Source organism: Paramuribaculum intestinale (assembly GCF_003024925.1).
Classification (GTDB): Bacteria; Bacteroidota; Bacteroidia; order Bacteroidales; family Muribaculaceae; genus Paramuribaculum; species Paramuribaculum intestinale.
Genome location: NZ_PUED01000016.1, coordinates 1 through 26384, shown reverse-complemented (window position 1 = coordinate 26384; position 26384 = coordinate 1). Strand labels below are relative to the sequence as shown.

The window sequence follows — 26384 nt, the reverse complement described above, 5'->3', positions numbered from 1 at the left end:
GCCTTGAGAGCGTTGAGAAGGTCGGTTTCCGACACTTCATCCATCTCTCCCTCCACCATCATGATATTGTCGTAGGTAGCGCCTACCATCAGCTCCATATCGGCCTTTTCAAGCTGGTCGAATGTGGGGTCGATGACAAACTGTCCGTCGACACGTGCCACACGCACTTCGGAAATAGGTCCGTTGAAGGGCACGTCGCTGACTGCGATTGCCGCCGATGCCGCGAGTCCGGCGAGAGCGTCGGGAATATCCACGCCGTCGGTCGAATAGAGAGTGATGTTGACGAATGTGTCGGCGTGATAGTTGTCGGGGAACAGCGGACGGAGCACACGGTCGACGAGGCGCGAGGTGAGTATCTCGTAGTCGGAAGCGCGACCCTCACGCTTGAGGAATCCGCCGGGATAACGACCGAACGATGCATATTTTTCTTTATACTCTACCTGAAGGGGCATAAAGTCGACTCCTTCGCCGGCCTCCTTAGCGGAAACGACAGTGGCGAGGAGCATGGTGTTGCCCATGCGCAGCTCTACCGCTCCATCGGCCTGCTTGGCAAGCTTGCCTGTTTCGAGGGTGATCTCACGACCGTCGGGCAGGGCGATGGTTTTCTTGATTGGATTTAACATATCGGATTCTTAATTTCTATTGCTTCAAAGTCATATCTGCAAAAATCACGCAAAGATAGCAAAAAATATTGACATACCGCCCATTTTCCCGAGTTTTAGTATTTTTATGCATTACACATAAGCCGGTCAGTCATTATTGCGTATCGTATCAGGCTACAGGAGTGGGGACGGCGTGTTGCGTGTTTGACGAAAAAAATGTAATTTTGTGATTGGGTAACATTGCCCGGCCGCAAACCACCTTTAACCATGGAGCCAGACAAGCAATACAATATGACCCCCGAAGAGGAAGAACGCCTGATAGAAAACGAGTTTCAGGACGTGCTTCAGGGCTATCTCAAAAGCAACCACCGCAAGAAAGTGGAGATCATAGAGCGCGCCTTCCGCTTCGCGAAAAAAGCCCACGGCGGAATACGCCGCCGTTCGGGCGAGCCTTACATACTCCACCCAATAGCTGTGGCGAAGATCGCCAGCCAGGAGATAGGGCTCGGCTCCACATCGATATGCGCCGCCCTGCTCCACGACGTGGTGGAGGACACCGACTATACGGTGGAGGACATCGAGCGCCTGTTCGGGTCCAAGATAGCCCAGATAGTGGCGGGGCTGACAAAGATATCGGGAGGCATATTCGGCGAACAGGCGTCGGCGCAGGCCGAGAACTTCCGCAAGCTGCTTCTGACCATGAGCGAGGACATAAGGGTGGTGCTGATCAAGATGGCCGACCGGCTGCACAACATGCGCACTCTCGGCTCCATGGCTCCGGCCAAGCAGTATAAGATCGCCGGCGAGACGCTGTATATCTACGCCCCGCTCGCCCACAGGCTCGGACTCTTCGAGATCAAGACCGAGCTGGAGGATCTGAGTTTCAAATATGAGCATCCGAAGGCCTACGAGCGCATCTCGGAACTGATCCGTCAGTCGGAGGCGCGCCGGTCGGCGGTCTACAACGACTTCGCAACCCCGATCCTTGCGGCTCTCGACAAGATGAACCTGCGGTATGAGGCCAAGGCGCGGCTGAAATCGGTCTACTCGATCTGGCGCAAGATGGAGACGAAACATGTGCCGTTTGAGGAGATCTACGACCTCTACGCGATGCGCATCATATTTGACTGCGACGACCCATCGCAGGAGAAAGGGATATGCTGGAGCATCTATTCGGCTATAACCGACCTATACCGGCTGCACCCCGACCGTACCCGCGACTGGGTGAGCATACCCAAGGCCAACGGCTATCAGGCACTGCATCTGACGGTGATGGGTCCTGACGGCAACTGGGTGGAGGTGCAGATACGCTCGCGGCGCATGGACGAGATAGCCGAAAAAGGGTTTGCCGCCCACTGGAAATACAAGAGCGGCGAGAGCGACGAGGAGAGCGAGCTCAACGAGTGGCTGCGCACAATCAAGGACATACTCGACGATCCGAACCCCAACGCCATAGACTTCCTCGACACTCTGAAAATGAATCTCTTCGCCTCAGAGATAGCCGTATTCACACCAAAAGGCCGGGTGATAACGATGCCGGCCGACTCATCGGTGCTTGACGTGGCTTTCGAGCTGCATTCGGAGATAGGCACCCATTGCATAGCCGGCAAGGTGAACCATAAGCTGGTGCCTCTCAGTCACCGCCTGCAGTCGGGCGACCAAGTGGAGGTGCTGACCTCGCAGAGCCAGACTCCCAAGGAGGAGTGGCTTCCCTTCCTGGCCACAGCCAAGGGGCGCACACGGCTCAAAGCGGCCCTGCGCAAGGTGCAGCAGCCTGTGATAGACAGCGGCAAGGCGATTTTCGACCAATATTTCAAGGAGCGCGAGGTGGAGGCGACCAACGAGATAGTCACCAAGATGCTCGCCTACTATCACCTGCCCTCGCGCGAGGCTCTGTACATGAAGCTCGGACAAGGGAGCATCGACCTTTCGCGCTACATTCTCAAGGAGTCGCCCAAGACCGAGCAGTCGCTGCTCTCCAAGCTTTTCAGGATAAAGCGGACGCAGCAGCCGCAGATCGTGACCGTGACCCCGGAGAAGGTCAATGTCAAGAAGACATACGCCCTGCGATGCACTGACACGGAGCGCAACTACGTGCTGTCGGACTGCTGCCATCCCATCCCCGGCGACGACGTGATGGGATATGTCAACGACCGCGGACAGGTGGAACTCCATTCTCTGACATGCCCCCGCGCCCAGGCTCTCAAGGCCGCCTACGGCCCGCGCATAGTCAGCACAGAGTGGGAACAGGTGAAACAGAAATTTCTCGCCGAGATACGCATAGAGGGGGTTGACCGCCACGGCATATTGCAGGAGCTCACCCAGATGATCTCCAACCAGCTCAACATCGACATACGCAGCCTGCATATCGACACCGACAAAGAGGTGTTTGCCTGCTCGCTGACAGTACTGGTGAGCGACACGCAGGTAGTAGGCGAACTGTGTCAGAAAATTAAAAAGATAAAGGGAGTGCAGAACGCTGCGCGTGTAGCCGATACCCCCGACTGAGCATATCACGAAACATGAAAACTAACGATACATCCGACAGACTGTCGCAATGGCTGCGGTGGGGAGTGTTTGCCGCCGCAGTGTTTCTCACCGTATATTTCCTTCCGCGCTCCGACGGACGGCACTACTCCTATGAAGTCAACCGCCCATGGTCGTACTCGCTGCTGACGGCACCGTTTGACATACCCGTATATCTCGACTCGGTCAGCGCCCGGCAGCTGCGCGACAGCCTTGAGGCCGGATTCGAGCCGGCTCTGAAACGCGATCTGAACACGGAGAAGAATGTGATAGCCTCGTTTGCCGGTCGCCTCAACTCGCCGGATACCCACATCACACTGTCGCCACTGGAACGAAATGCCATCCTGGCCAAGGTGAAAGGGATCTACGAGAAAGGCGTAGTGGAAACCACACTCTATGAAGCCATTGCCGCAGGGCGTCTGCCGCGCGCACGCCTGATACACGACAATGTGGCGATATCCATATCCACATCGGGCTATCTGTCGCCTCGCCGCGCCTACGCCCGGCTCGACAGCGCTCTTCAGGAGGACCGCCACCGTTCGGCGATATCCGCAGCCCGGATAGCCGAGCTGATAGTGCCCAACATCGTGGTGGACAGCCTCGAAACGGCACGTCTGCACGACGACATGATGCAGCGCGCCATGGCACCGGTGGGAGTGGTGCAGAAGGGAGAACGCATCATAGACCGCGGAGTCATAGTCACTCCCCGGCTCTACACCCTGCTCAACACCTATGAAGACCTGCTGAGCCAGCGAGGCATAGGCACCGACCGCTACGACTATTATCCGGTTATGGGTCAGGTGTTGTTCGTCATGCTTCTCTACGGCGCACTCTACGGATTCATGTTCTTTTTCCGCCCCGATTACTATGCTTCGCGTCGGACGATGCTGATGACGATGTCGCTGCTTGTGGCGTTCACCCTGTTTGCATTCGCCATGAGCCGCGCACTGAATTCCGGGCTGTACATGATGCCGTTCGCGATCATACCGCTGGTGCTGGTGGTGTTTCTCGATTCACGCACGGCCTTCTACTCACATCTGACGGCAGTGCTGCTCACCACCCTCGTGGCTCCTTCGACGCTTGAATTCGTGTTTCTGCAGTTCATCGCGGGAGTGGTGGCCATCACATCGACCAAAGAGCTGTCGCGCCGGTCACAACTCATACGCACGGCGATGCTGATCTTCGTGGCCTACGCCCTGTCGTACACAGCCATCGAGCTGATCCACAACGGCACTCTTGAGAGCGTATCGCTACGCGCCATAGGCTTTCTGGGCGTCAACGCCGTGCTGATCTCGTTTGCCTACATCGTCATATTCATTCTTGAAAAGCTGTTTGGCTTCACCTCAAAAGTGACCCTCGTGGAGCTGTCGGACATCAACAACCCGACACTGCGCGAACTCTCCGAGGAGTGTCCGGGCACATTCCAGCACTCCATGGCCGTGAGCAACCTCGCATCGGCGGCCGCAAGCCGCATAGGCGCCAACGTGACCCTTGTCAGAGCCGGAGCACTATACCACGACATAGGCAAGATCGACAATCCCGCATTCTTCACCGAGAACCAGCACGGGGTCAACCCCCACGACTCCCTGTCGGCCCCCCAGAGCGCACGGATAGTGATAGGCCATGTGGCCGACGGACTGCGCCGTGCCGAGAAAGAGAAGCTGCCGGCCGTCATACGCAGCTTCATCTCCGAGCATCACGGACGCGGCAAAGCCCGGTATTTCTACAACACATGGTGCAACGAGCATCCCGACGAGACTCCCGACGAGGATCTTTTCACCTACCCGGGCCCCAACCCGCGTTCGCGCGAGACATCGATACTGATGATGGCCGACGCCATAGAGGCGGCGTCGCGCAGCCTGAGCGAGCACACTCCGGAAGCTATCTCGGCGCTTGTCAACCGCATCATCGACGGCCAGATCGCCGAAGGTCTGCACGACGACTCCCCTCTGTCGTTCCGCGACGTAAACATCATCAAGGAAACGTTCGCGTCGCGCCTGCGCACCATGTACCATTCACGGATCTCTTATCCCGAACTCGTCAAATGAAACACCTTCGCACCCTCATAATCGCCGCAGCCGCCCTGCTGACAGCAATAGCCGCAGGAGCCTCGCAACCCGGCGCGAACGAAACGAAATTCACCACCGAAACCCCTGACCTCGAAGCCATACAGAAGGCCACATACGACCGTCACTCGCCATACTACTACCCGCGGCTGATGAAGGAGTATATGAGAAACGACACCCTGATGAAGCTCGACAAGTTCAGGCATCTCTATTTCGGATATATGTTTCAGGAGGATTACAACCCCTACCGTCCGAAAGCCTTCGAGCCTGCCGCCGAAAACCTGATAAACCGCCGCGAATGGACCCGCGGCGAGTGTGACTCCGTGATCAAATACTCCGAGAAGGCACTCGAAAACAATCCTTTCGACCTGCGCCACATGATGAACCTCATATCGGCGCTGAAAACCAAGGGGAAACGCAATCTTGCCAAAATATGGCAATACAAGCTCGACTATATACTCATGGCGATAGTATCGTCGGGCACAGGCGCCGACGAGGAGAACTCATGGATAGTCATATCGCCGGAGCATGAATACGTGCTGCTGAACGCCATGGGACTCGTGGCCGAGAAACACCTGTTTTTCGAGCCGTTCTACGAGCTGATCACAGCCCGCAAGCCCGACGGATCCACCGCCACATATTATTTCAACATAGCCACCATACTGGAAGAATATTACCGCAAATATCCCGTGGAGGAATAATAGTCAGCGCCGAGAATCCGTCACAAACACCGTTTCTTCCCTTTGACAACGTGACATTAAGTAGATTCAACGGCTTTATACCCCACTCTCAGGTCGGCGGCACAGCCTTTTACCAGCAGGGAAATCAGGTCTTTACCTGTCGCCGGCACCTTCTCTGTGGAGCGTTGGCAATGAATATCATGTCCTGATGAGTTTCACCGACACTATCTATAGTGTGGCGATGAACCGTACTCCCGAAGCTGCCCTGATACAATAATCAGTCAGGCTCGACGGATAAGGCATTGCGCTGCAGTCCGGCGAGCTTGGCTCTTTTTATGGCCGAATGACGGAACAGGGTCGAGAAGCGCTGCTGATCCATCGACAGCAGATCGTCGCGCGTCAGCTCAAGCAGTTCGGGCCGCGGCTCAAACTCAGGCAACGGTCTGACCGGATCGGCCATACGGTTGTGGGGGCATGCTATCTGGCACGTGTCACAGCCATAGACCCGCCGGCCGAGCCTGACACCGGAAGGCAACGGCCCGCGGTGCTCAATCGTGAGGCACGACAGACAGCGGCGCGCGTCGAGCGAGGGGTGCGACGGATTGCCGTCGAGCGCCTGTCCGGGGCAATATACCACACAGCGGCGGCATCCGGCACACGAAAGGCGGCAAGGAGCGTCGGGCGTCATGTCGACGGTAGAGAGTATCGTGCCGATAAAGAAGTAGGATCCCGCTCCCGGAAGTATAAGCTGACAGTTCAGCCCGATAAAACCGAGTCCGGCCCTGACGGCCCAGTATCGCTCACGCAGCGGAGCCGTATCGACGCATACCCGCGTCAGCCCTCCCCATCGCTGACGCAGAACTTCGGCAGCACCTTCGAGCCGTCGACGCAACACCTCGTGATAGTCGTCGCCGAGCGCATAGGCCGCAAAACGGAGTTTTCCCTCTCCGGGCAACACCGGGGCGGCATAAGGGAAAGCGGCGACAATCATGGAGCGCGCACCTTCAAGCAGCAGCGAGGGATCGCGGCGCACGTCGGCATAGCGGTCGAGATAGTCCATCGTATCGTGGCATCCGGCCGCGATCCACTGGTCGTAGGCTGCTGCCGACCGTCCGTCGACCGGCTCTACAGCCGCTATGCCGAAACGATATGCGCCCGACTGCGACATAAGCCCTTCGAGGTCGGCATGTCCGGGCACATCACATCGGGAGGACATCGAATTCATATCCTTCGTTTTTCAGCCACTTTATGGCAAGCGGAAGAGCCGCTTTCATATTGTGCTCGGCCTTGAGCGAGTCATGAAAGACTATGATGGATCCGGGGCGTGCGTAGCGGCGCACATTGTCGAACACCTGATTGGGTCGCAACCGCTTCGAATAGTCGCGCGTGACAAGATCATACATGATGATGTTGTAGCGGCTTTTGATAGCCTTGGCCTGACGCCATCGGATGATGCCGTGGGGCGGGCGGAAGAGGTGGCTGTCGATCAGCCTGTCGGCCTCGGTTATGTCGCGCATATAGGTCATAGACGTCACCTTGAATCCCTGCAGATGATGCATCGTATGATTTCCGTAGCTGTGGCCACGTCGCTTCACCTCCTCGAACACCTCTGGATAGCGGCGCACGTTGTCGCCGACCATGAAGAATGTGGCCTTGATCCCTTCGGCATCAAGCAGGTCGAGCACCCAGGGAGTGACCTCCGGTATCGGCCCGTCGTCGAAAGTCAGATAGACAACCCTTCGTCTGCGGCGGTTGAGCCTCCACACCGCCTCCGGAAAAAGGAGGCGGTAGAGCAACGGCGGCTGTTCGATGAGTCCCATCGGCTTATTGTCCCTTCTGGGCGGAATTGAAGCGGAACTGTCGTTCGAGGTCTACTCCCTTTGCCGAGATCTCCTTCTCAAGAGTCTCTACGTCGCCTCCTCCGTAGAGATAGCTCTGTATGAGGTCGAGGAAGTAGCGCTGATCAGTGTAGCGGTCGGAGTAAGGGAGTGTGGAATACTGCCAGGGCGACAGGCTCTGATAATAGACGATGTTGTCGGCGAAGCGCATGATCTCGTCGCGGATAATCTGCAGTCCCTTCTCGGTGTCGGACTTGTTGCCGGTGAGTTCTCCGAGATTAAGATACAGATCGCCGGCCTGCTTGCCCACCTGCACGGCATAGGGCATGACCTCTGCGGGGAGTTTCTCGCGCATGAGATCGAGCACCGTGCGCGCACGCTGGTAGGAATCGGTGGTGATACGCCGCAGTTCGTTGGACTGCAGGACGGTTAGCATCGCCGAGTCGCGGTCGAATGTGCGACGCGCGTCAATACCCTCGTTGATGAGAGCTGTCACGAGATCAAGCATCGCGGTGCGGTGTGTTGTCACCATGCGTCGCACCGTTTCGTCAAGATAAATGTCGTCGGCGTCCTTCAGTTTGTCGAGTCCGCCCCATGCCCATCGCTCAGTGACGTTGCGATACATCTTCTCGGTGTTGACCGACGGAGCGTCGGACGAATTTCGGAGCGGTCCCACCTCGTAGGCCAGACCGTTGTTGCGCATATATGGCGAGAGTCCCATATAATAACGTTCGGGGACGGTCATGGCGAAGTAGACCGGACGATTCCAGCCGTTGGCCGCCGAAGTGGCTATCATGTCGAGCGCGATGGTCTTGCTCAGTGTCATGCCGCGCTCTCCCGGCGCGTGAGGGTCGGAGAGCAGATTGACAGGTATCACGGCGTCGGCCACCAGAGCCTCCTGCGGAGTGATGCGGCCGGCAGCCACAAGCGCGGCGGTGTCGACGGGCACGTACATATTGGGATGCTTCACGATCGGAAGTCCCCACGAATTCTGACGCGATTCGGGCGAGTAGATCTGACGGAGCGACGCGAGAGCATCGACCGGGATCGTATCGTTGTCGAGGAAGTAAGCGAACTGCAGACGGTCGTAGGCATAGTCGGCCGGACGCGCCTGCATGTCGATGCCGGGAGCCTCATAGGAGGGACGGCGCACCTGATCGACATACCAGTCGGTGGTGAGATATGACAGATTGACCACCTTGACGTCGGTGCGCGTACCCTCCACCTCCTGGGCATACCAGAGGGGGAATGTATCGTTGTCGCCGTTGGTGAACACTATGGCGTTTTCGTCAAGACTGTTGAGGTAGTTGTTGCCGAAGTCGCGGGTGGTGTATCGGCCCGAGCGGTCGTGGTCGTCCCATGTCTGCGACACCATCTGCAACGGCACCAGCAGACCGACAGCCGCAGCCACCACAGCCGCAGCCATGGAGCGCGAACGGAGCTTTCCGGGCTGTTCCTCGGCGGGGTATATGCCCGCCTCACCGTCGCCGGCGGCCTGTGCCGCACCATGCTTGCCGCGCAGAGCAAGCATGATCAGACGCCACAAGCCTACCACTCCCATTCCCACCCAGATAGAGAAGGCATAGAACGAACCGGCAAAGGCATAGTCGCGTTCGCGGGGCTGTCCGGGAGTCTGATTGAGATAAAGCACGATGGCGATACCTGTCATGAAGAAGAGGAAGAACACCACCCAGAACTGCTCGATGCCTCGCTTCGACACGAAAGCCTGCCAGCCTATGCCGATGATGCCGAGAAGCAGCGGGAGCATATAGAAAACGTTGTGACCCTTGTTTTCGCTGCCCTGGTCGGCCGGAAGCAGACTCTGGTCGCCGAGACGCGCATTGTCGATAAAGGGTATTCCCGATATCCAGTTGCCGCGGTTCACCTCGCCGTTGCCCTGTATGTCGTTCTGTCGTCCGGCAAAGTTCCACATGAAGTAGCGCCAGTACATGTGATTGAGCTGATATACGAGGAAGAAGTCGAGATTTTCGGCCATCGTGGGCTTGAGCTGCATGGTCTGCTGCATGGGATTGCCCTCCTTGTCGACATAGAGGGTGGCATTCACCGGTTTGCCCCGGAATCCGATCCAGTCGGCGTAGGCCTGTTTGTGTGACGGGTCGGAGCTGTAGATACGGGGGAAGAGCATATTCAATTCCGGAGTCATTTCATAGGACTTCTTGTGTCCGGTCATGATATACTCGTCGGGTTCGTCGGGCGAAGTCTTCACCTTTTTGGCATATAGCGCCGGTCCCTCCTTGATGATAGGATTGGTCTGCTGTCCCGACACCTCGTAGACGGGCGACGAATTGAGCGTAGCGCCGTAGAAGAGCGGACGGTCGCCATACTGTTCGCGGTTGAGGTAGGAGGCGAGAGAGAACAGGTTGTCGGGCGCATTCTGATTCATCGGCGTATGTGCCGACGAGCGGATGAGCAGCAGCGCGTAGGAGCTGTAGCCGACAAATATCACCAGAGTGGATATCGCCACGAGGTTGAGCACCCTAACCGGCAGCTTGCTTGTCTTGAAGAGCCACAATGCGAGAGCGGCCGTCAGGATCAGAGCCACCCACAGATTGTCGCCGATAAACAGCATGCCCGAGAGCGTAATGGCGAGAAGGAACGATATGCGGATGCGTGTGGCCGACCGCTGCGCGTAAAGCTCACGGATGGCCCAGCAGAACACTCCGATGAATATGACCGTATAGGCCAGAGTGCCCATATTGAAGCTCCATCCGAGCAGATTGACGCAGAACAGCTCGAAATACTGCGCGATCTCGATAAATCCGGGAACAAGGCCGTAGAGGATCAGCGCCACGATGGCACACGACACGAGGAGCGCCAGCAACGATCCCTTGGCCGAGGTGTCGCGCCACTTGCGGTAGTAGACCACCAGCACTATGGCGGGGATGCAGAGCAGGTTGAGCAGATGCACTGCGATGGATATGCCGATGACGTAGGCTATGAGTATGAGATAGCGGTCGGAATGCGGCTGATCGGCCCGGTTTTCCCACTTGAGGATGAGCCAGAACACCAGTGCCGTGCAGAACGACGAGAACGCATAGACCTCGCCCTCGACAGCCGAGAACCAGAATGTGTCGCTCCAGGTGTAGACGAGCGCCGCGCACAGACCCGAGCCGAAGATCACGATCATCTTGAGGGGGCTGACTTCGGTGGCGTCGTCGCGCACGGTCAACCGTTTGACAAGATGGGTTACTGTCCAGAAGAGCAGCAATATCGTGCCGGCCGAAAGCAGCGCCGACATGAGATTGACACAGTAGGCCACCTTAGAGATGTCGCCTCCGGCGAAATTCACGAAAAAGCGGCCGGCGAGCATGAATATCGGGTTGCCCGGCGGGTGACCGACTTCGAGTTTGAATGCCTGAAGTATGAATTCAGGACAATCCCAGAAACTGGCCGTAGGCTCAAGCGTCAGGATGTAGGTCAGGGCGGCCACCACAAAGCATAGCCATCCGAGCGAATTGTTGATGATGTTGTAGCGTTTCATTGCGTTGGACTGGTGATAACGTCGGCCCGACATGCGTCCTCATGACCTCATGAAGCCGCAAACGCCGGGCAGGGTGCAAAGTTAGCCATTTCGCCCGACATTCGCGCAATAAGTAACTCTCAAAAAATGTTTATATTTCATTCAGAAAATGTACCATTATTTTGAAATTTGACCTGAAACACTAATTTTCAACGATTTTTCATATTCAAGCGCTTCTATATCAGAAATAATCGCTAAATTTGCCTATATGAAACTGATTGAACTGAATCTGCAACGTATCTTGGACTTGTGCCGTAAGCATAAGGTCAAGACCCTTTCTGTCTTTGGCTCTATCCTCACAGATAGATTCAACGACCAAAGCGATGTGGACTTACTTGTGGATTTTGAGCCGATAGACCATGACACGTTTGATTATGTCGGCAACTACTTCGACTTAAAGGATTCATTGGAACAGTTGTTCAATCGTAAAGTGGACTTGATAGAGTACGGTAAAAACCTCAATCCAATCTTCAAGGCATTGGTTGATAAGAAAAAACAGTTGATATATGGATGATTATATAGCCGTTTATATCTACGATGTCAAGCGAGCCATTGAAGAAGTCGAAAGCTATTCTGTAGGCTATCCTATGCGTTATGATGTCTTTGAAAAGGACTATCTACGCAGAAGTGCCGTTGAAAGAAAAGTGGAGATAATGGGAGAAGCCATAAACCGTATTCTGAAAATCCAACGTGATTTTCCATTGCCAAATGCAAAAGCTGTGATTGACACACGCAACCGCATAATACATGGCTACGATTCTGTGAAACCTGAATTTCTGTGGAGTTTGGTTATACGCCATATTCCCGAACTCAAAAAAGATGTGGAGAGAATCATTGCCGAATATGGAATATCGCCTGAAACGATAGGACAGTAAACACTTGAAAAAATATGTTTATCCGCTTTCTTTTCTTGGAAGTGCTTGCACAATCCAATGAAAATTGCTAACTTTAGATTGAGACGCAGGTTCAACTGGCAAGTGCAAAATTAGCGCTTCGTTTGAAGAACTCAGTCTTCGGGTTTGAAAAACCGAGTTTTTTCCCGCAGCCCATCATCCGGATCCGCCTGTCAGTCCGAAAGGCGGGTTCCGGATTTTTATCCATCACGACACAATGTTTTGACCGAACAAGCGTTGAACAACTGATGAACAGAATCCTCCTGACAGCGCTTACAGCCATCGTGGCCGCCACACTCGCGGTCATCGCACCGGGGTGCCGAGGCCCGAAACTCGCCACCGCCGACGCACAGATGGAGCGCGGCGAATATTTCGACGCCTCGGCATCGTACCGCAAGATATACAACAAGCTCAAACGCCCGGCCGACAGACCTCTGCGGGGCGAGGTGGCATTCAAGATGGCCGAGGCCGACCGCAGGCTCGGCCGCGCCGGCCGCGCCGCCGCAGCCTACCGCAACGCCCTGCGCTACGGCTATCCCGACTCCATAGCCCTGCTGCGCATGGCCACGATGCTGCATGCGTCGGGCAAATACCCGGAAGCCATCGACGCCTACAGCCAGTATCTGGCGTCAAACCCACGCGACGCCGAGGCACAGTCAGGGCTGAGCGGAGCGCGACAGGCCGCACGGATGAAAGCCATGCCCACTCGCTACATAGTCAAGCAGCAGAAACTGTTCAATTCGCGCAGAGCCGACTTCTCGCCCGTGCTCGACTCCGAGGGCCGCCTCTACTTCACGACAACAAACGAGAAGGTGACCGGCACATCGCGGAGTGAAGTGACCGGCACTAAACGCTGCGATATCTGGGTGGCGGACAAGGACGAGCAGGGGCGATGGCAGCGTCCCCTTCCGGCCGAAGGAGCGCTCAATACCGAGGGCGACGAAGGGGTCATAGCATTCTCGCCCGACGGACGCACCATGTATCTGACACGCGCCTCGAAAAATCCGCAGGCCGACTCCCCCGCCATGATATGCACTTCGACCCGCTCGGAAGCGTCATGGAGCGAAGCGCGTCCGATCGACTTGATAACCGATACAGTCTACAGCTACGGGCATCCGGCCATAGATCCGTCGGGGCGTTATCTTTACTTCGTATCGGACCGTCCCGGCAGCATCGGGCAGACCGACATCTGGCGCATAGAACTCAACAGCGCGGGAGCCGTCCCCGAAAATCTCGGCATGGCGATAAACACGCCGGGAAGAGAGATGTTTCCGGTGATGCGCACCGACAGCCTTATGTATTTTTCGTCAGACGGACACCCCGGCATGGGTGGACTCGACCTGTTCATGGCGCGTCTACAGCCCTCAGGGGTGTGGAGCGTACGCAACATGGGAGTGCCGCTCAACTCCGAAGCCGATGACTTCGGCATGACATTCGAGCCGGGGCGCGAAGCGGGCTTTTTCAGCACATCGAGAGGCGACGCACGCGGATATGACCACATCTATTCATTCGAACTGCCCGATCTGAAGATCAACATATCGGGATATGTCACCGATCTTGAGGAGGAACCGATAGCGGGAGCGACAGTCAAGATCGTGGGCGACGACGGCAGCAACCGCCGCGCCGTCACACGCGACGACGGATCATTCAGCTTCCCGCTCGACCGCGGAGTGCGCTACGCCATGCTCGCCGGCGCCAACGGCTATCTCAACGCCCGCCAGGAATTCGAATCGGACACGGCGGCCGCCGACGCCGACTATGCCGTGGATTTCATGCTGGCCTCGCTGACACGGCCCAATGTTGTGGAAAACATCTTCTACGACTTCGACAAAGCCACGCTACGCCCTGAGTCGACCGAAGCACTCGACGCACTCGTCAAGACCCTTCAGGAGAATCCGGGCATAAACGTGGAGATGGGATCGCACACCGACCGCGTGGGATCAGACGCCTACAACGTCAGACTCTCGGAACGAAGAGCAAAATCGGTGACCGACTACCTCATCGGCGCCGGGATCGATCCGAGCCGGCTGTCGTGGCACGGCTACGGCAAATCACAACCCAAGAAGGTGACCCGCCGCATCAACCGCCTCTATCCGCAGTTTGCCGAAGGAACGGTGCTCGACGAAGCCTTTATCGCCACCCTGTCGGACGAAGACCGCGACGCCGCCGACCAGATCAACCGCCGCACCGAATTCCGCGTCACCTCGACCGACTTCTCCTTCTGACCGCCTGAAACAATCCTACGATTCAAATTTACGACTCAAATTTATTTCTATTTTGACCTTTTTATATTATCCGTACAGAGAATTCCGCAGTTTATGTGTAAATTTGCACGATTGAAAAAGACGGAATACGCTATTATTTCCTTCACCTTCATTTAGAGCTAATGCAGCATAATGAACGAGTATAAACCACCTATTCTCCGCGACACCATCTCCTGCCTAACCGATAGGAGAGCTGGCAACGACAATTGCGCATCAGACCTTAAAACTGAACATTCTTATGAAAGAAAAGCTCTCTTGGCTCATTTGCGTAACAATTTTGACATACTAAATAAACAACAGAAATCAATCATCCAAAAACGGATCAACGACTTCACTACGGAAGAGGATCGTTTTGCATACGATTCTGAATCACTTATCGCCGCCGACCCTACGGTACAATATGACTTGTTTTCGTCGCTTGACAAGGCTCCGTTCCACGATCACGAACAAAAGTTCAAATTTATCGATCTATTTGCCGGCATTGGAGGCATTAGATTGCCCTTTAGTGAATTAGGTGGTAGATGTGTATTTTCTTCCGAGTGGGATAAAAATGCACAGAAAACTTATATCACTAATTATGGCGACATCCCTTTTGGTGACATTACAAAAATTGGAGAAGACTTCATTCCCTCTCATGATATTTTGTTAGCGGGATTTCCATGCCAGGCGTTCTCAATCATTGGCAAAATGCGAGGCTTTGAGGACACCAGAGGCACTATGTTTTTTGAAGTTGCAAGAATATTGAAATATCATAGACCAAAAGCATTCTTGCTTGAAAACGTTAAAAATCTAGCCGGTCATGACCAAGGCCGTACGCTTGCAACAATTCTGAAAACCCTAGATGAACTGGGATACCACGTCCAATGGAAAATTCTGAATGCTCTCGATTTTGGACTTCCTCAAAAACGTGAACGAATCATTATAGTTGGATTTCTTGACAAACAGAAATCGGACAAATTCAATTTCACCTTTGAAAAGACACCATACGACCTGAACAACATCCTAGAAAATGACGAAACAGTAGATCCTGCACTGTTCGCATCAGAAGAAATACGTAAAAAACGATTAAATCGCGTACGGGGTAAGAACGTGTTCTATCCATCGGTTTGGCATGAAAACAAATCAGGTAACATTTCTGTTTTGCCTTACGCTTGTGCCCTGAGAACCGGAGCGTCATATAATTATCTGTTGATAAATGGATACCGCCGCCCATCTTCAAAGGAACTACTACGCTTTCAGGGGTTTCCTGAAGCATTTTTAATAACTGTATCCCACTCTGAGATTAGAAGACAAACCGGCAATTCTGTTGCCGTACCCATGATAAGAGCGGTTGCGAAAAAAATCATTGACCTATTATGAGAAGACCGAAATTAAGAGACTCAAATCGTCTGATGGACAGTTGCTATGGCATAGGAGATATTCCTAGCGATATCATTGTCAAGGTCGGCGGTTCCATAGTATTCATCATATATACGGGCCGAAAGGATATCACTGGAGAAGACTGGGGCGACATATTCTCAAAGGCTATTGACGGCAAACATCTTAATAGCCCTCTTGGGATCGCGGATGTTGTCAAAGGGAAAACAGCATGGTCAATGAAAACTGTTAAAACGGCTCATCCTCTTACAGCCAAGAAAGTGCGGCTTATTAGCGGACGATGCTCCCCTGATTATTCATACGGCATCGAGGATCCGCATGCCGACATCCAAAAGACGGGAGAAGCAGTTCTCGCCATTTGGAATAGCAGAGTTGATATAACACTCGCACATTACAATGCAGCGAGAGTCGGCGTTTTAGTGCGTGACGAATCCTTGAAAGAATTCACTTTTTTCGAAGAGTATCTCGAACATTACAATATCGCCAACTACATTTGGGAAGAAAATAAAAATGGGAATTTAATAGGCGTAGAAGAAAAATCCGGTCTAAAAAAATTCACATGGCAACCACACGGGTCGCAGTTCACCATAGACTGTGAAATACCATCAAATTCTATAAAATTCAAAATCAAACATCCCGAAAAGATTTCAGAAGACGACATTCTTGATCATCTCGGTTACAACCGCGAATGGGTCGAGATCCTTTAACAAGTTTAGTCAAACATAAAAACCATGGATGTTTTCTCAAAAGAGAAACGAAGCCAGGTCATGTCTTCCATTAGATCTACCGACACAAAACCTGAAATGATTGTCCGCAAGTATCTCCACGCTAATGGTTTCAGATACGGGCTTCATAATCAAAAACTGCCGGGACATCCTGATATTGTCCTGCGAAAATACCAGACTATAGTTTTCATAAACGGCTGCTTTTGGCATGGTCATAAAGGATGCCGCCATTATACTGTGCCTAAATCCAACACCTCCTACTGGACCGCTAAAGTACGCAGAAATGTCGAGCGTGATGCTGAAAACATCACAAAACTCAAAAGCAAAGGTTGGCGCGTCATCACCATTTGGGAATGCGAACTAAAATCAGACATACGCGAGAATACTCTTGCAAATCTTGTCAGGATGCTTCATCAGAAAGCAGTTGAATATGACACGACCGCTCCTCATACAATCATGGCAGCTGAAAATGCTGCAATTTATGGGTCTGACGATTAGTCATGGATACTATTGATCGCATACAAACACCACACGAAGGCAGGGCGGAGAGATTTTGGTGGGGAATAAACGGGAGATTTTGTAACTTTGCCGACACATTATACCCTCCGACGGCAGCATGATGCAATTCCGCACTCCAGTAGCCCCCTTAAGACATCAGGGGATTGTAGACCACCGCACTCCTGTGGTGACGCTCGGCTCATGCTTTGCCGACGCCGTGGCGCGACGGCTCTCCGACCGTCTGTTTGCCGTGACAGCCAACCCTTTCGGCACTCTCTACAATCCTGCCTCGATAGCCGCCGCAGCGCGCCGGATAAGCGGCGGAACGGAGTTCACTCCCGACGAGCTGTTCTGCCACGAGCGCCGCTGGCGTTCATGGCTATGCCACAAACTGCTATCCTTTGAAGGAACGGCCGAGGAGGCCGCAACACAGTTCAACCGGCATCTTGCCAAAGCGTCAGAGGCACTGCGCCAGAGCCGCGTGGCCATCGTGACCCTTGGCACCGCATGGGTGTTCGCCCTGCGCTCCACCGGTGAGACTGTGGCCAACTGCCATAAACTGTCCTCGGAACTATTCGAACGCCGGATGCTGAATGTCGACGAGAGCGCGCGACTGATCACCGAGGCATGCGAATCGATGCGCAGCGCATCTCCCGGCCTGACGGTGATACTTTCCGTAAGCCCTATCCGCCACGCTGCCGACGGACATCACGGCAACCAGCTATCCAAGTCAACCCTGATGCTCGCCGCCGAAGAGGCGATAGCGCGGCTCGACAGGCCTGACGCCCCGGCCATATACTTTCCGGCGTTCGAGGCCGTGATCGACGACCTTCGCGACTACCGGTTTTACGACACAGACATGCGCCACCCCACCAGTCAGGCCGCCGACTATGTGTTCGGGCTTTTCGCAGAATCGTTTTTCACCTCTGACACCGCATCGCTCAGCGAACGATGTCTGCGGCTGACACGGCGCCTCGCCCATCGTCCGCTGACCGGACAGCCCGACGCGGCATTCACCGCCGCGACCGCCGCCATGGCCCGCGAACTGGCCGAATCACACCCATACCTCCGAAACGTCATACCCAATATATGAACTACAAGATATCGCGGATAGCCGAAACTATCCATGCATCGCTCCCCTCCCCGGCCGACCCCGACCATGAAATCTCGATACTGCTCACCGACAGCCGATCGCTGACCTATCCGGATCAGTCGATATTCTTCGCCATACGCACCCGCAACAACGACGGGCACCGCTATATGCGCGATCTGTACGACCGCGGGGTGAGACACTTCGTGGCGCGGCACATTCCCGACGACATGGCCTCGGCAACTGACGCCGTGATATTGCTCGTGCCGAGCGTCACACGCGCCCTTCAGGATCTTGCCCGCGCCCACCGCAGCCGGTTTGACATACCGGTGGTGGGCATCACCGGCTCCCGCGGCAAGACCACCGTCAAGGAGTGGCTCTATCAACTGCTGTCGTCGGACTACTCGATAGTCAGATCGCCGCGCAGCTACAACTCCCAGATCGGAGTGCCCCTGTCGATATGGGAACTCGACACCGACACCACCATGGCCATCTTCGAGGCCGGCATATCGCTCCCCGACGAGATGACCGCCCTGCAAGGCATCATCAAGCCCAACATAGGCATAATCACCAACATCGGGCCGGAGCATGCCGACGGATTCACTTCGCTGCGCACGAAATGCGACGAAAAGGTGATATTGATGCGCGACTGCGACGTGATCATCTACAACGGCGATGACCGGGTGATCAGCGAAGCCGTCAGCGAGGCCTGCATACCGGCCAAAGAGATCGCATGGTCGACACGCGACAGCGACCGGCCGCTGTTCATATCGGCCATACGACGCCACCGCGAAACGACCGACATTGACTTCTCCTATCTGCGCACCGACGGCTCTGTGACGATACCGTTCACTTCCGACGCCGACATACAGAACGCCATCCACTGTCTGGCGCTGATGCTGTATCTCAACCGCCCGGCCGACATCACCGCCTCGCGGATATCACAGCTTGCGCCGGTGGCCACGCGAATGGAGGTGAAGGAGGGCGTGAACGACTGCCTCGTGATATATGACGCCTACACCTCCGATCTCAACTCCCTGCAGCCGGCACTCGACTTTCTGAACAGGAGGCGCACCGGCCGGCGATCCGTCACTGCGATAATCTCTGACGTGATGCACGAAACCCTCGAGCCGCAACGCCTCTACCGCGAGGTGGCCCGACTGCTGACACAGCGCGGAGTGGATCGCGTGATAGGCGTCGGCGAAGAGATCTCGGCCAACTCCCGCTATTTTCCAGCCGACTCCCGCTTCTTCCCTTCGACCTCGGTGATGCTCTCGGAGATGTCGGCCGACGACTTCGACCGCGAGCTGGTGCTCGTCAAAGGCGCCTCGCGTTTTCATTTCGAAATGATTGCCGAGATGCTCGAGGCCCGTCAGCACGAAACCGTACTGGAGGTAAATCTCGACGCTCTGGTATCCAACTTCAACCTCTACCGCTCGATGCTCCGCCCCACCACCGGTATAATATGCATGGTCAAGGCCTCAGGCTACGGAGCCGGCTCCTACGAACTGGCCAAGACACTCCAGGCGCAGGGCGCGGCATATATGGCCGTGGCTGTGCTCGACGAGGGCGTGGAACTGCGCGAGGCCGGCATCACCATGCCGGTAATGGTGATGAACCCTCACGTGGCCAACTACAAGACGATGTTTGCCTATCGGCTAGAACCGGAGGTGTACTCCTTCGGCATACTTCGCGAAATAATCCGCGAAGGTGAGAAATGCGGCATCACCGATTTCCCGGTACATATCAAGCTCGACACCGGAATGCACCGCCTTGGCTTCATACCCGAGGAGATCCCCGAGCTGATCGACCTGCTGCGTCGCCAGAAGGTGGTGCGTCCCCACTCGTTGTTCTCGCATCTGGCCACGGCCGACTGCCCTCATCTCAACTCCTATACCGAAGGACAGCTGAAACTGTTTGACAGCATGTGCGCGCAGATACAGAGTGCCTTCAGCCACTACATCATGCGCCACATACTCAACTCGGCCGGCATAGCGCGGTATCCCTCTCACCAGTACGACATGGTGCGCCTCGGCATCGGACTGTATGGCGTCGCCACCCTGCCCGGCGGCGAACCGGCAGGTCTGCGCACCGTATCGTCGCTGCGCACCGTCATCATCTCCATACGCGAATGGCCTGCCGGCACCACCATAGGCTACGGCTGCCGCGGAGTGTGCACGCGCCGCTCGCGCATAGCCACGATCCCGGTGGGATATGCCGACGGCATCGACCGCCATCTCGGCAACGGCGGCATGAGAGTGTGGATCAACGGCCACCGCTGTCCGTCGATAGGCAATATATGCATGGACGCATGCATGATCGACGTCACCGACGCCGACTGTCAGGTGGGGGACCGGGTGGAGATCTTCGGCGACAATGTGCCTGTCGAGGATCTGTCGGACGTGCTCGACACCATCCCCTACGAGATGCTCACATCCGTAAGCACCCGAGTGAAGCGCATTTACTACCGCGAATAAGCGACAATGCCGCCGATATGGCACACGACAAGGCCATTTGTGCCATTGGTTAAGGTTTTGTTAAATGTAGCCGTTTTGGCAGAAAAAATGTTACTTTTGTATCGGTCATTGACAAGACAACAATAAATATGGCAAAATTCATCGGAGCTGTAGATATCAATATGGAGCGATGCAAGGGATGCGATCTGTGTGTGGTGGCATGCCCCTGCTCAGTGCTCAGCCTGCAGCCCAAGGAGGTCAACAACCGAGGCTATCATTACGCCTACGCCGACAAGGCGGAGGCATGCATCGGCTGCGCGGCCTGCGCCACGGTATGCCCCGACGGGTGCATAACCGTGTATCGTGTAACGAACCAATCCTGATCATGACAATGGATGAAGAAGTGAGGCTAATGAAGGGCAACGAGGCGATAGCGCATGCTGCCGTACGCTACGGCGTCGACGGCTATTTCGGCTATCCGATCACCCCGCAGAGCGAGGTGCTTGAAACCCTTGAGGCTCTCATGCCGTGGGAAACCACCGGAATGGTGGTGCTTCAGGCCGAGAGCGAAGTGGCCTCCATCAATATGGTATATGGCGGTGCCGCCACAGGCAAGGCCGTCATGACATCATCGTCGAGCCCCGGCATCAGCCTGATGCAGGAGGGACTGTCGTATATAGCTGCCGGAGAGCTGCCGGCACTGGTGGTCAACGTGATGCGCGGAGGCCCCGGCCTCGGCACCATCCACCCCTCGCAGGCCGACTACCATCAGGCCGTCCGCGGCGGAGGTCACGGCGACTACCACTTCATAGTGCTTGCGCCATCGACCGTGCAGGAGATGGCCGACTTTGTGGGTCTCGGCTTTGACCTGGCCTTCAAGTACCGCACTCCGGCCATGATACTGGCCGACGGCATCGTGGGTCAGATGATGGAGAAGGTGGTGTTGCCGCCACAGCGGCGCCGCCGCACCGCCAGCGAGATAGCCGAGCAGTGCCCGTGGGCCGTCACCGGACGCCCCGAGGGCAGAGGTCCCAACGTGATGACGACTCTCGAGCTTGACTCCTACAAGATGGAGGACAACAACCGGCGCTATCAGGCCACCTACGACCTCATACGGCGCGACGAAGTGAGATACGAAGAGTATCTGACCGACGACGCCGACTATATCTTCGTGGCTTTCGGATCGATGGCCCGGATATGCACCAAGACCATTGACGATGCCCGCGCCGAAGGGATCCGCGTGGGTCTGATACGTCCGATCACCCTATGGCCGTTCCCGGAAAAGCCTCTTGAAGATCTGTCGAAACGCGTCAAGGGGATGCTTGTAGTGGAACTAAACGCCGGACAGATGATCGATGACGTCAGGCTGGCGACAGCCGGCCGGGTGCCGGTGGAACACTTCGGCCGCCTCGGCGGTATAGTGCCCAGTCCGGCTGAGGTGACCGACGCTTTCAAAAACTTCATAAGCAGGATAGGATAAGCAATCATGAATACCGACGACATAAAGCGGGCTGAAAACGTGGTGTGCTCCAAGCCGCGCCTGCTCAACGACAACAACATGCACTACTGCCCCGGGTGCTCCCACGGGGTGGTACACCGTCTGGTGGCCGAGGTGATCGAGGAGATGGAGGCCGAGCACATAGCCATAGGCATAGCTCCTGTGGGATGCGCGGTGTTTGCCTACAATTATATCGACATAGACTGGATAGAGGCCGCTCACGGACGCGCCCCGGCCGTGGCAACCGCCGCCAAGCGTCTTAATCCCGACCGGCTCGTGTTCACCTATCAGGGTGACGGCGATCTGGCCGCAATAGGCACTGCCGAAACCATCCATGCGGCCAACCGCGGCGAGAACATAGCCATCATATTCATCAACAACGCCATCTACGGCATGACCGGTGGGCAGATGGCTCCGACCACACTCGAGGGCATGAAGACCTCGACCACCCCCTACGGACGGCGAGCGGATCTGAACGGTCATCCGCTCCGCATCACCGAACTGCTCGCACAGCTGCCCGGCACATGCTACGTCACCCGCCAGTCGGTCCACACTCCGGCCACGGTGCGCAAGGCAAAGGCGGCTATCAGACGGGCATTCGAGAACTCGATGAACGGCCGCGGCACCTCCGTGGTAGAGATAGTAAGCACCTGCAACAGCGGCTGGAAAATGTCGCCCGACAAGGCTAACCGGTGGATGGTCGACAATATGTTTCCGTTCTATCCTCCGGGCGATCTCAAAACCACCGACCAAGAGAAATGAAAGAAGAGATAATCATAGCAGGATTCGGCGGCCAGGGTGTGCTCTCAATGGGCAAGATACTGGCATACGCCGGACTGATGGACAATCTGGAAGTGACATGGATGCCATCGTACGGCCCTGAACAGCGCGGCGGCACGGCCAACGTCACCGTGGTGTTGAGCGACTCCCCCATCAGTTCGCCTGTGCTCGACAGCTACGACACGGCAGTGATACTCAACCAGCAGAGCCTTGACAAATTCGAGAGCAAGGTGAAGCCCGGAGGCACGCTGATCTATGATCCCTACGGCATCCACCGCGCTCCGCAGCGCACCGACATAAACGTGGTGAGGGTGGATGCGATGGAAGCGACGTTTGACATGAAGAGCGCCAAGACCTACAACATGGTGGTGCTCGGAGCACTGCTCGCCGTGAGACATCTCGTCCCGCTCGAAAGCGTCATGTCGGGTCTGAAGAAGGTATTGCCCGAACGCCACCACCATCTGCTGCCCGACAACCGCGACGCGATAGTGCGCGGCATGGAGCTGGTCGGCCAGAGCTGACACCGGTCGAAGCGGACGCTGCCCTTCCCTGTCAGCGCCTGACGGATATGGAGTCAAGCAGCCGACTGTTGGCCTGACGCCTTGCGCGGTCGGTCACCCACCCCCATTTGTTGAAATATCTGATCATGTTTACGGCATGGACTGCAAGCATACGCAGTGACCGCGCCGATGCTGCGGCGTGATCATGAACCACCGTCGCTGCCGGACAATAGACCGTGGGGCGAAGCACGTGGATGCGGCGGGTCAGATCTATATCTTCGGGATACATGAAGAACCGCTCGTCGAAGAGCCCCGCCTCACGCAGAGCATCGCAGGCCGCGAGCATAAAGCTGCCCTGCAGATAGGGCACGTCGAGCGCCGTCGCATGATCCCAGCCGGCAAGCAGATAGCGCTGACGCCGGCCTTGCCACAAGAATGAGGGGACAAAGCGGCGAAGTATCAGATCAAAGGGCGACGGCAGCATACGGCAGGTGTACTGAAGCCGTCCGTCGGGATAGACGATCCGTGGCGCGACCATGCCGCACCGAGGCGTGCGGCGCATCTCATCGAGCAATCGCTCCACCACTCCCGGCTCCCATCTGACATCAGGGTTGAGCAGCAGATGATGTGTAGCCCCCGACGCCATCGAGCGACGGATAGCCACATTATGAGCGGCTCCATATCCGCGGTTGGGCACCCTGATATAGCTGACTCCCTCAAAGCCGCACGCCACGTCGCGCAAACGGTCGTCGGGCGAATTGTCGACGACACTGACCGATGTCACCCCGTCGGCACGCAACGATCCGAGCACAGCCTGCAGCTGCCATGCAGGAGTGCGGTGCACGACCACAGAGGCCGTAAGAATTACCCCGGACGGATCGATCATAAGCAATCCTCAAAAATCAAGCGACAAACTCCTATCAACTGTCAAGGCCATCAGGACCGGTGGCGCGCCGCAGAGCGGTGACGGCAAAAAAATCTCCGGACAGAGGTTTTGACACCTTGCTGTCCGGAGTTATCTTTCCGTTTTGATCGCGTTGACGGCTAATTAGCCCGGAATGATAGCCTCGTTGGGGCAAACCTCAGCGCATGAGCCGCACTCGATGCAGGTGTCGGGATCGATGTGGTAGATATCGCCCTCGGAGATAGCCTCCACGGGGCAAACGGGCAGGCAGGTGCCGCATGCCACGCATTTGTCGGTGATTACGTAAGCCATAGTTGTAATTGGTTAATAGGTTAATTATGGTTTCTTATAGATGATTCTCGACTGCAAAAGTAGGCCTTTTCGCGAAATCTGCAAAGAGTTTAGCGAAAAATTCCTCATGAGGCTTCACGGCGACCGCACACTGCGGCCGCAGGTTTGAGCGGTTGGGACTCCCGACAATCAAAGAAGACATGCCACACAGCCCGTAATTGGATTGAACCGGAGTCGCGATCATGTCCGCACTCAATGCCCAAGGAAGCATATTCACGAGCCTATAAGTCAGTTTCATTGATCATACAACGCTTCCGCCATTAAACAGGCGTGTCATTTCAGAATGCCGGATGACGCACCGGACTGTTGACCGACTTCATTGCCTCGTTGGACTTTCCTGCCATAGTTGATCGTATAAGTGACAGAAATATTCAAGCGGGGATGAAAATACGTTCCGTAATTAATGCGATGTTAGGAGTAGTAATCGCTGCTCATCATGAGTGATGCCCCAACCCAGCCCTTATTGAATATATTCGCAGCAGTAAACCTGACATTCCAATTGTCATTGGACCATCCGCCCTCAATGCTATGGAAGTTTCTGCTGCGGTAGATGGTGTTGGAATCACTCCATAATTGCCGTTCGGGAGTGGCGTAGTGAACAACCTCTTTGATTTCAATCGCAGACATGGGCAACAACAGTCTGATTACACTACGACGCGCCCCAAAGTAACAGTCGAATATACACCGACGCAGAAGTCCTCACTTGTGGAAGATGTGATTGAAGCCACCGTCGGAGCAATCGGAAATCTGTTCACTCTCGGCCCCGGCTTCGACCCGGAGGAACAGGCGTTTCAAAACGCCATCAAGAAAGAAGAAGCCAAACGTAAACGCAAATCAAGAAAAATCTGAATATGTCGAAACTCTATGATGACGTCAAAAAACAAGGTGAGCAGATTGACGACCTGCAAAAGACAGTAACCAACCACACAACTCGCATCGAGACCCTCGAAACCAATGCGAAGGCAACGCCACCGCCACAAGCAGTCAATCAAGGGCCGATAACGGTGAAATTGCCCGACAACATAGCGACCAATGAAAGCGTCGGCAAACTGCTTGATGAAAAGCTGCCGGAAACCTCGACCGACGACACTCTCAAAAAAGTCATGGAGCAACTTCCGAGCAGCCTGTCGAAAGGCGTTGCGGATCTGCTGTCGGACAATCTCGGGATCAAGGTCAAGGACGCTCTTCATGAGGGTTGCCGCAGGGAGTTTGCCGATGAGCGTGAAAAGCTCTATAACGTGGTGAACGACCTCCGCTACAAGGCCCAGTCCATAATATGGGGACAATGGTGGCGCGCAACCCCGCATTGGGTCTATGCCATCTTCGCAGTCCTTCTTCTCGCCGCCGGAGGCTTCGGCTACGCTTTCTTCTATCTGTTCAACGAAAACTCAAAGCTAAAAGATGTGGAATGGCTCTACCGATACGAAAGGCTCTGGTGGGAAGACAAGCAGCAGGAAGATTTACTGCAACGAGAAAAAATCTTTGCTGTCGGCACACAACATGAGCAGGATTCAATTAAGAACCGTACCCGCCAGCTCGAAAAATCCCGACACATAGAAGAAACCTTTCTATATTTCAATCCGACGGAGAAATAGCATTACTCTAATCGTAAGGCAGGCAACCCCAACATCTCTGCCGAGGTTGCCTGTCTTTGTCTATTGTATGATTAAGCTTATATTGAAGAGATATTATTTGAACTTGTATTGAAATAGCGTATCCGCACACGCAGCATCTGATCGTTGCAGCCCTTTAATTTGGGCATCAGACATTCCTGTTTGACGATATGGTTCATATC

At 55.3% G+C, this 26384-nt stretch carries 23 protein-coding genes and 1 pseudogene; 17 read left to right on the top strand and 7 right to left on the bottom strand.

Translation table 11 applies throughout. The features are described from left to right. A pseudogene (locus C5O24_RS02620) lies at positions 1-623 on the bottom strand (polyribonucleotide nucleotidyltransferase); the annotation flags it as partial. A gap of 246 nt (positions 624-869) precedes the next feature. Between C5O24_RS02620 and C5O24_RS02615 the strand changes: the two are divergent. Genes C5O24_RS02615 through C5O24_RS02605 form a run of 3 tightly spaced genes read left to right on the top strand, consistent with a single transcriptional unit; the run spans position 870 to position 5895 of the window. Continuing rightward, positions 870-3110, top strand: coding sequence for a RelA/SpoT family protein (locus C5O24_RS02615; RefSeq protein ID WP_161953400.1), 2241 nt, complete (start codon positions 870-872; stop codon positions 3108-3110). A 14-nt stretch (positions 3111-3124) separates the two neighbouring features. Beyond that, positions 3125-5176 carry an HD family phosphohydrolase gene (locus C5O24_RS02610; protein ID WP_107035885.1) on the top strand — a complete coding sequence of 684 codons (2052 nt, stop codon included), beginning with the start codon at positions 3125-3127 and terminating at the stop codon, positions 5174-5176. After that, the gene (locus tag C5O24_RS02605) at positions 5173-5895 is read left to right on the top strand and encodes a DUF4919 domain-containing protein (RefSeq protein WP_107035884.1); all 723 of its coding nucleotides are present in this window, start codon (positions 5173-5175) and stop codon (positions 5893-5895) included. The genes C5O24_RS02610 and C5O24_RS02605 overlap by 4 nt, the downstream gene beginning before the upstream one ends. 256 nt (positions 5896-6151) lie before the next feature. Here the strand turns inward: C5O24_RS02605 and queG are convergent, their stop codons facing one another. Genes queG through C5O24_RS02590 form a run of 3 tightly spaced genes read right to left on the bottom strand, consistent with a single transcriptional unit; the run spans position 6152 to position 11214 of the window. Beyond that, the gene (gene queG, locus C5O24_RS02600) at positions 6152-7099 is read right to left on the bottom strand and encodes a tRNA epoxyqueuosine(34) reductase QueG (protein ID WP_107035883.1); all 948 of its coding nucleotides are present in this window, start codon (positions 7097-7099) and stop codon (positions 6152-6154) included. Continuing rightward, entirely contained in the window at positions 7074-7694 is a 621-nt protein-coding gene (locus C5O24_RS02595) for a polysaccharide deacetylase family protein (RefSeq protein WP_107035882.1), read from the bottom strand. The genes queG and C5O24_RS02595 overlap by 26 nt, the downstream gene beginning before the upstream one ends. Before the next feature lie 4 nt (positions 7695-7698). Next, entirely contained in the window at positions 7699-11214 is a 3516-nt protein-coding gene (locus C5O24_RS02590; RefSeq protein ID WP_161553772.1) for a glycosyltransferase family 117 protein, read from the bottom strand. Positions 11215-11461: 247 nt separating this feature from the next. Between C5O24_RS02590 and C5O24_RS02585 the strand changes: the two genes are divergently transcribed. The 12 genes from C5O24_RS02585 to C5O24_RS02530 all read left to right on the top strand — a co-directional run bounded on the left by C5O24_RS02585 (position 11462) and on the right by C5O24_RS02530 (position 23355). Then, a complete protein-coding gene (locus C5O24_RS02585; protein WP_107035880.1) occupies positions 11462-11767 on the top strand; it encodes a nucleotidyltransferase family protein in 306 nt (101 codons plus the stop codon). After that, positions 11760-12128, top strand: coding sequence for a HepT-like ribonuclease domain-containing protein (locus tag C5O24_RS02580; RefSeq protein ID WP_107035879.1), 369 nt, complete (start codon positions 11760-11762; stop codon positions 12126-12128). Before C5O24_RS02585 ends, C5O24_RS02580 begins: the two co-directional genes overlap by 8 nt. Positions 12129-12394: 266 nt before the next feature. Next, positions 12395-14371, top strand: a complete 1977-nt coding sequence (gene porE / locus C5O24_RS02575; RefSeq protein WP_107681411.1) for a PorE family type IX secretion system protein — start codon at positions 12395-12397, stop codon at positions 14369-14371. Between the two features lie 171 nt (positions 14372-14542). Beyond that, a complete protein-coding gene (gene dcm / locus C5O24_RS02570) occupies positions 14543-15769 on the top strand; it encodes a DNA (cytosine-5-)-methyltransferase (RefSeq protein ID WP_107035877.1) in 1227 nt (408 codons plus the stop codon). Continuing rightward, positions 15766-16494, top strand: a complete 729-nt coding sequence (locus C5O24_RS02565; protein ID WP_107035876.1) for a hypothetical protein — start codon at positions 15766-15768, stop codon at positions 16492-16494. The genes dcm and C5O24_RS02565 overlap by 4 nt, the downstream gene beginning before the upstream one ends. A 24-nt stretch (positions 16495-16518) precedes the next feature. Next, positions 16519-17010 (top strand): very short patch repair endonuclease, encoded by a 492-nt coding sequence (locus C5O24_RS02560; RefSeq protein ID WP_107035875.1) that lies wholly within the window; start codon positions 16519-16521, stop codon positions 17008-17010. Positions 17011-17128: 118 nt separating this feature from the next. Then, on the top strand, positions 17129-18103 hold the full coding sequence (locus C5O24_RS02555; protein ID WP_107681410.1) for a GSCFA domain-containing protein: 975 nt from the start codon (positions 17129-17131) through the stop codon (positions 18101-18103). Further along, entirely contained in the window at positions 18100-20577 is a 2478-nt protein-coding gene (locus C5O24_RS02550) for a bifunctional UDP-N-acetylmuramoyl-tripeptide:D-alanyl-D-alanine ligase/alanine racemase (protein WP_107035873.1), read from the top strand. The genes C5O24_RS02555 and C5O24_RS02550 overlap by 4 nt, the downstream gene beginning before the upstream one ends. Positions 20578-20705: 128 nt before the next feature. Beyond that, the gene (locus C5O24_RS02545; protein WP_107035872.1) at positions 20706-20939 is read left to right on the top strand and encodes a 4Fe-4S dicluster domain-containing protein; all 234 of its coding nucleotides are present in this window, start codon (positions 20706-20708) and stop codon (positions 20937-20939) included. Between the two features lie 8 nt (positions 20940-20947). Beyond that, a complete protein-coding gene (locus C5O24_RS02540; protein ID WP_107035942.1) occupies positions 20948-22036 on the top strand; it encodes a 3-methyl-2-oxobutanoate dehydrogenase subunit VorB in 1089 nt (362 codons plus the stop codon). Positions 22037-22042: 6 nt separating this feature from the next. Beyond that, complete coding sequence (locus C5O24_RS02535; RefSeq protein ID WP_107035871.1) at positions 22043-22816, top strand: thiamine pyrophosphate-dependent enzyme; 774 nt, start codon at positions 22043-22045, stop codon at positions 22814-22816. Next, a complete protein-coding gene (locus C5O24_RS02530; RefSeq protein ID WP_107035870.1) occupies positions 22813-23355 on the top strand; it encodes a 2-oxoacid:ferredoxin oxidoreductase subunit gamma family protein in 543 nt (180 codons plus the stop codon). The genes C5O24_RS02535 and C5O24_RS02530 overlap by 4 nt, the downstream gene beginning before the upstream one ends. A 31-nt stretch (positions 23356-23386) precedes the next feature. Here the strand turns inward: C5O24_RS02530 and C5O24_RS02525 are convergent, their stop codons facing one another. From C5O24_RS02525 to C5O24_RS14275, 3 genes are all read right to left on the bottom strand, one after another. Further along, the gene (locus C5O24_RS02525) at positions 23387-24220 is read right to left on the bottom strand and encodes a glycosyltransferase (RefSeq protein ID WP_107681409.1); all 834 of its coding nucleotides are present in this window, start codon (positions 24218-24220) and stop codon (positions 23387-23389) included. Between the two features lie 162 nt (positions 24221-24382). Continuing rightward, on the bottom strand, positions 24383-24550 hold the full coding sequence (gene fdxA, locus C5O24_RS02520; RefSeq protein ID WP_107035868.1) for a 4Fe-4S ferredoxin: 168 nt from the start codon (positions 24548-24550) through the stop codon (positions 24383-24385). Positions 24551-25000: 450 nt separating this feature from the next. Further along, positions 25001-25216, bottom strand: coding sequence for a hypothetical protein (locus C5O24_RS14275; RefSeq protein WP_107035867.1), 216 nt, complete (start codon positions 25214-25216; stop codon positions 25001-25003). A gap of 78 nt (positions 25217-25294) precedes the next feature. Here C5O24_RS14275 and C5O24_RS14270 point away from each other — a divergent pair, with 78 nt between their 5' ends. Both C5O24_RS14270 and C5O24_RS02505 read left to right on the top strand, forming a co-directional pair. After that, positions 25295-25438, top strand: a complete 144-nt coding sequence (locus tag C5O24_RS14270; RefSeq protein ID WP_205961052.1) for a hypothetical protein — start codon at positions 25295-25297, stop codon at positions 25436-25438. Between the two features lie 2 nt (positions 25439-25440). Then, positions 25441-26184: a hypothetical protein gene (locus tag C5O24_RS02505; protein ID WP_107681406.1), complete on the top strand. Its 744-nt coding sequence runs from the start codon at positions 25441-25443 to the stop codon at positions 26182-26184. Positions 26185-26384 lie beyond the last annotated feature (200 nt).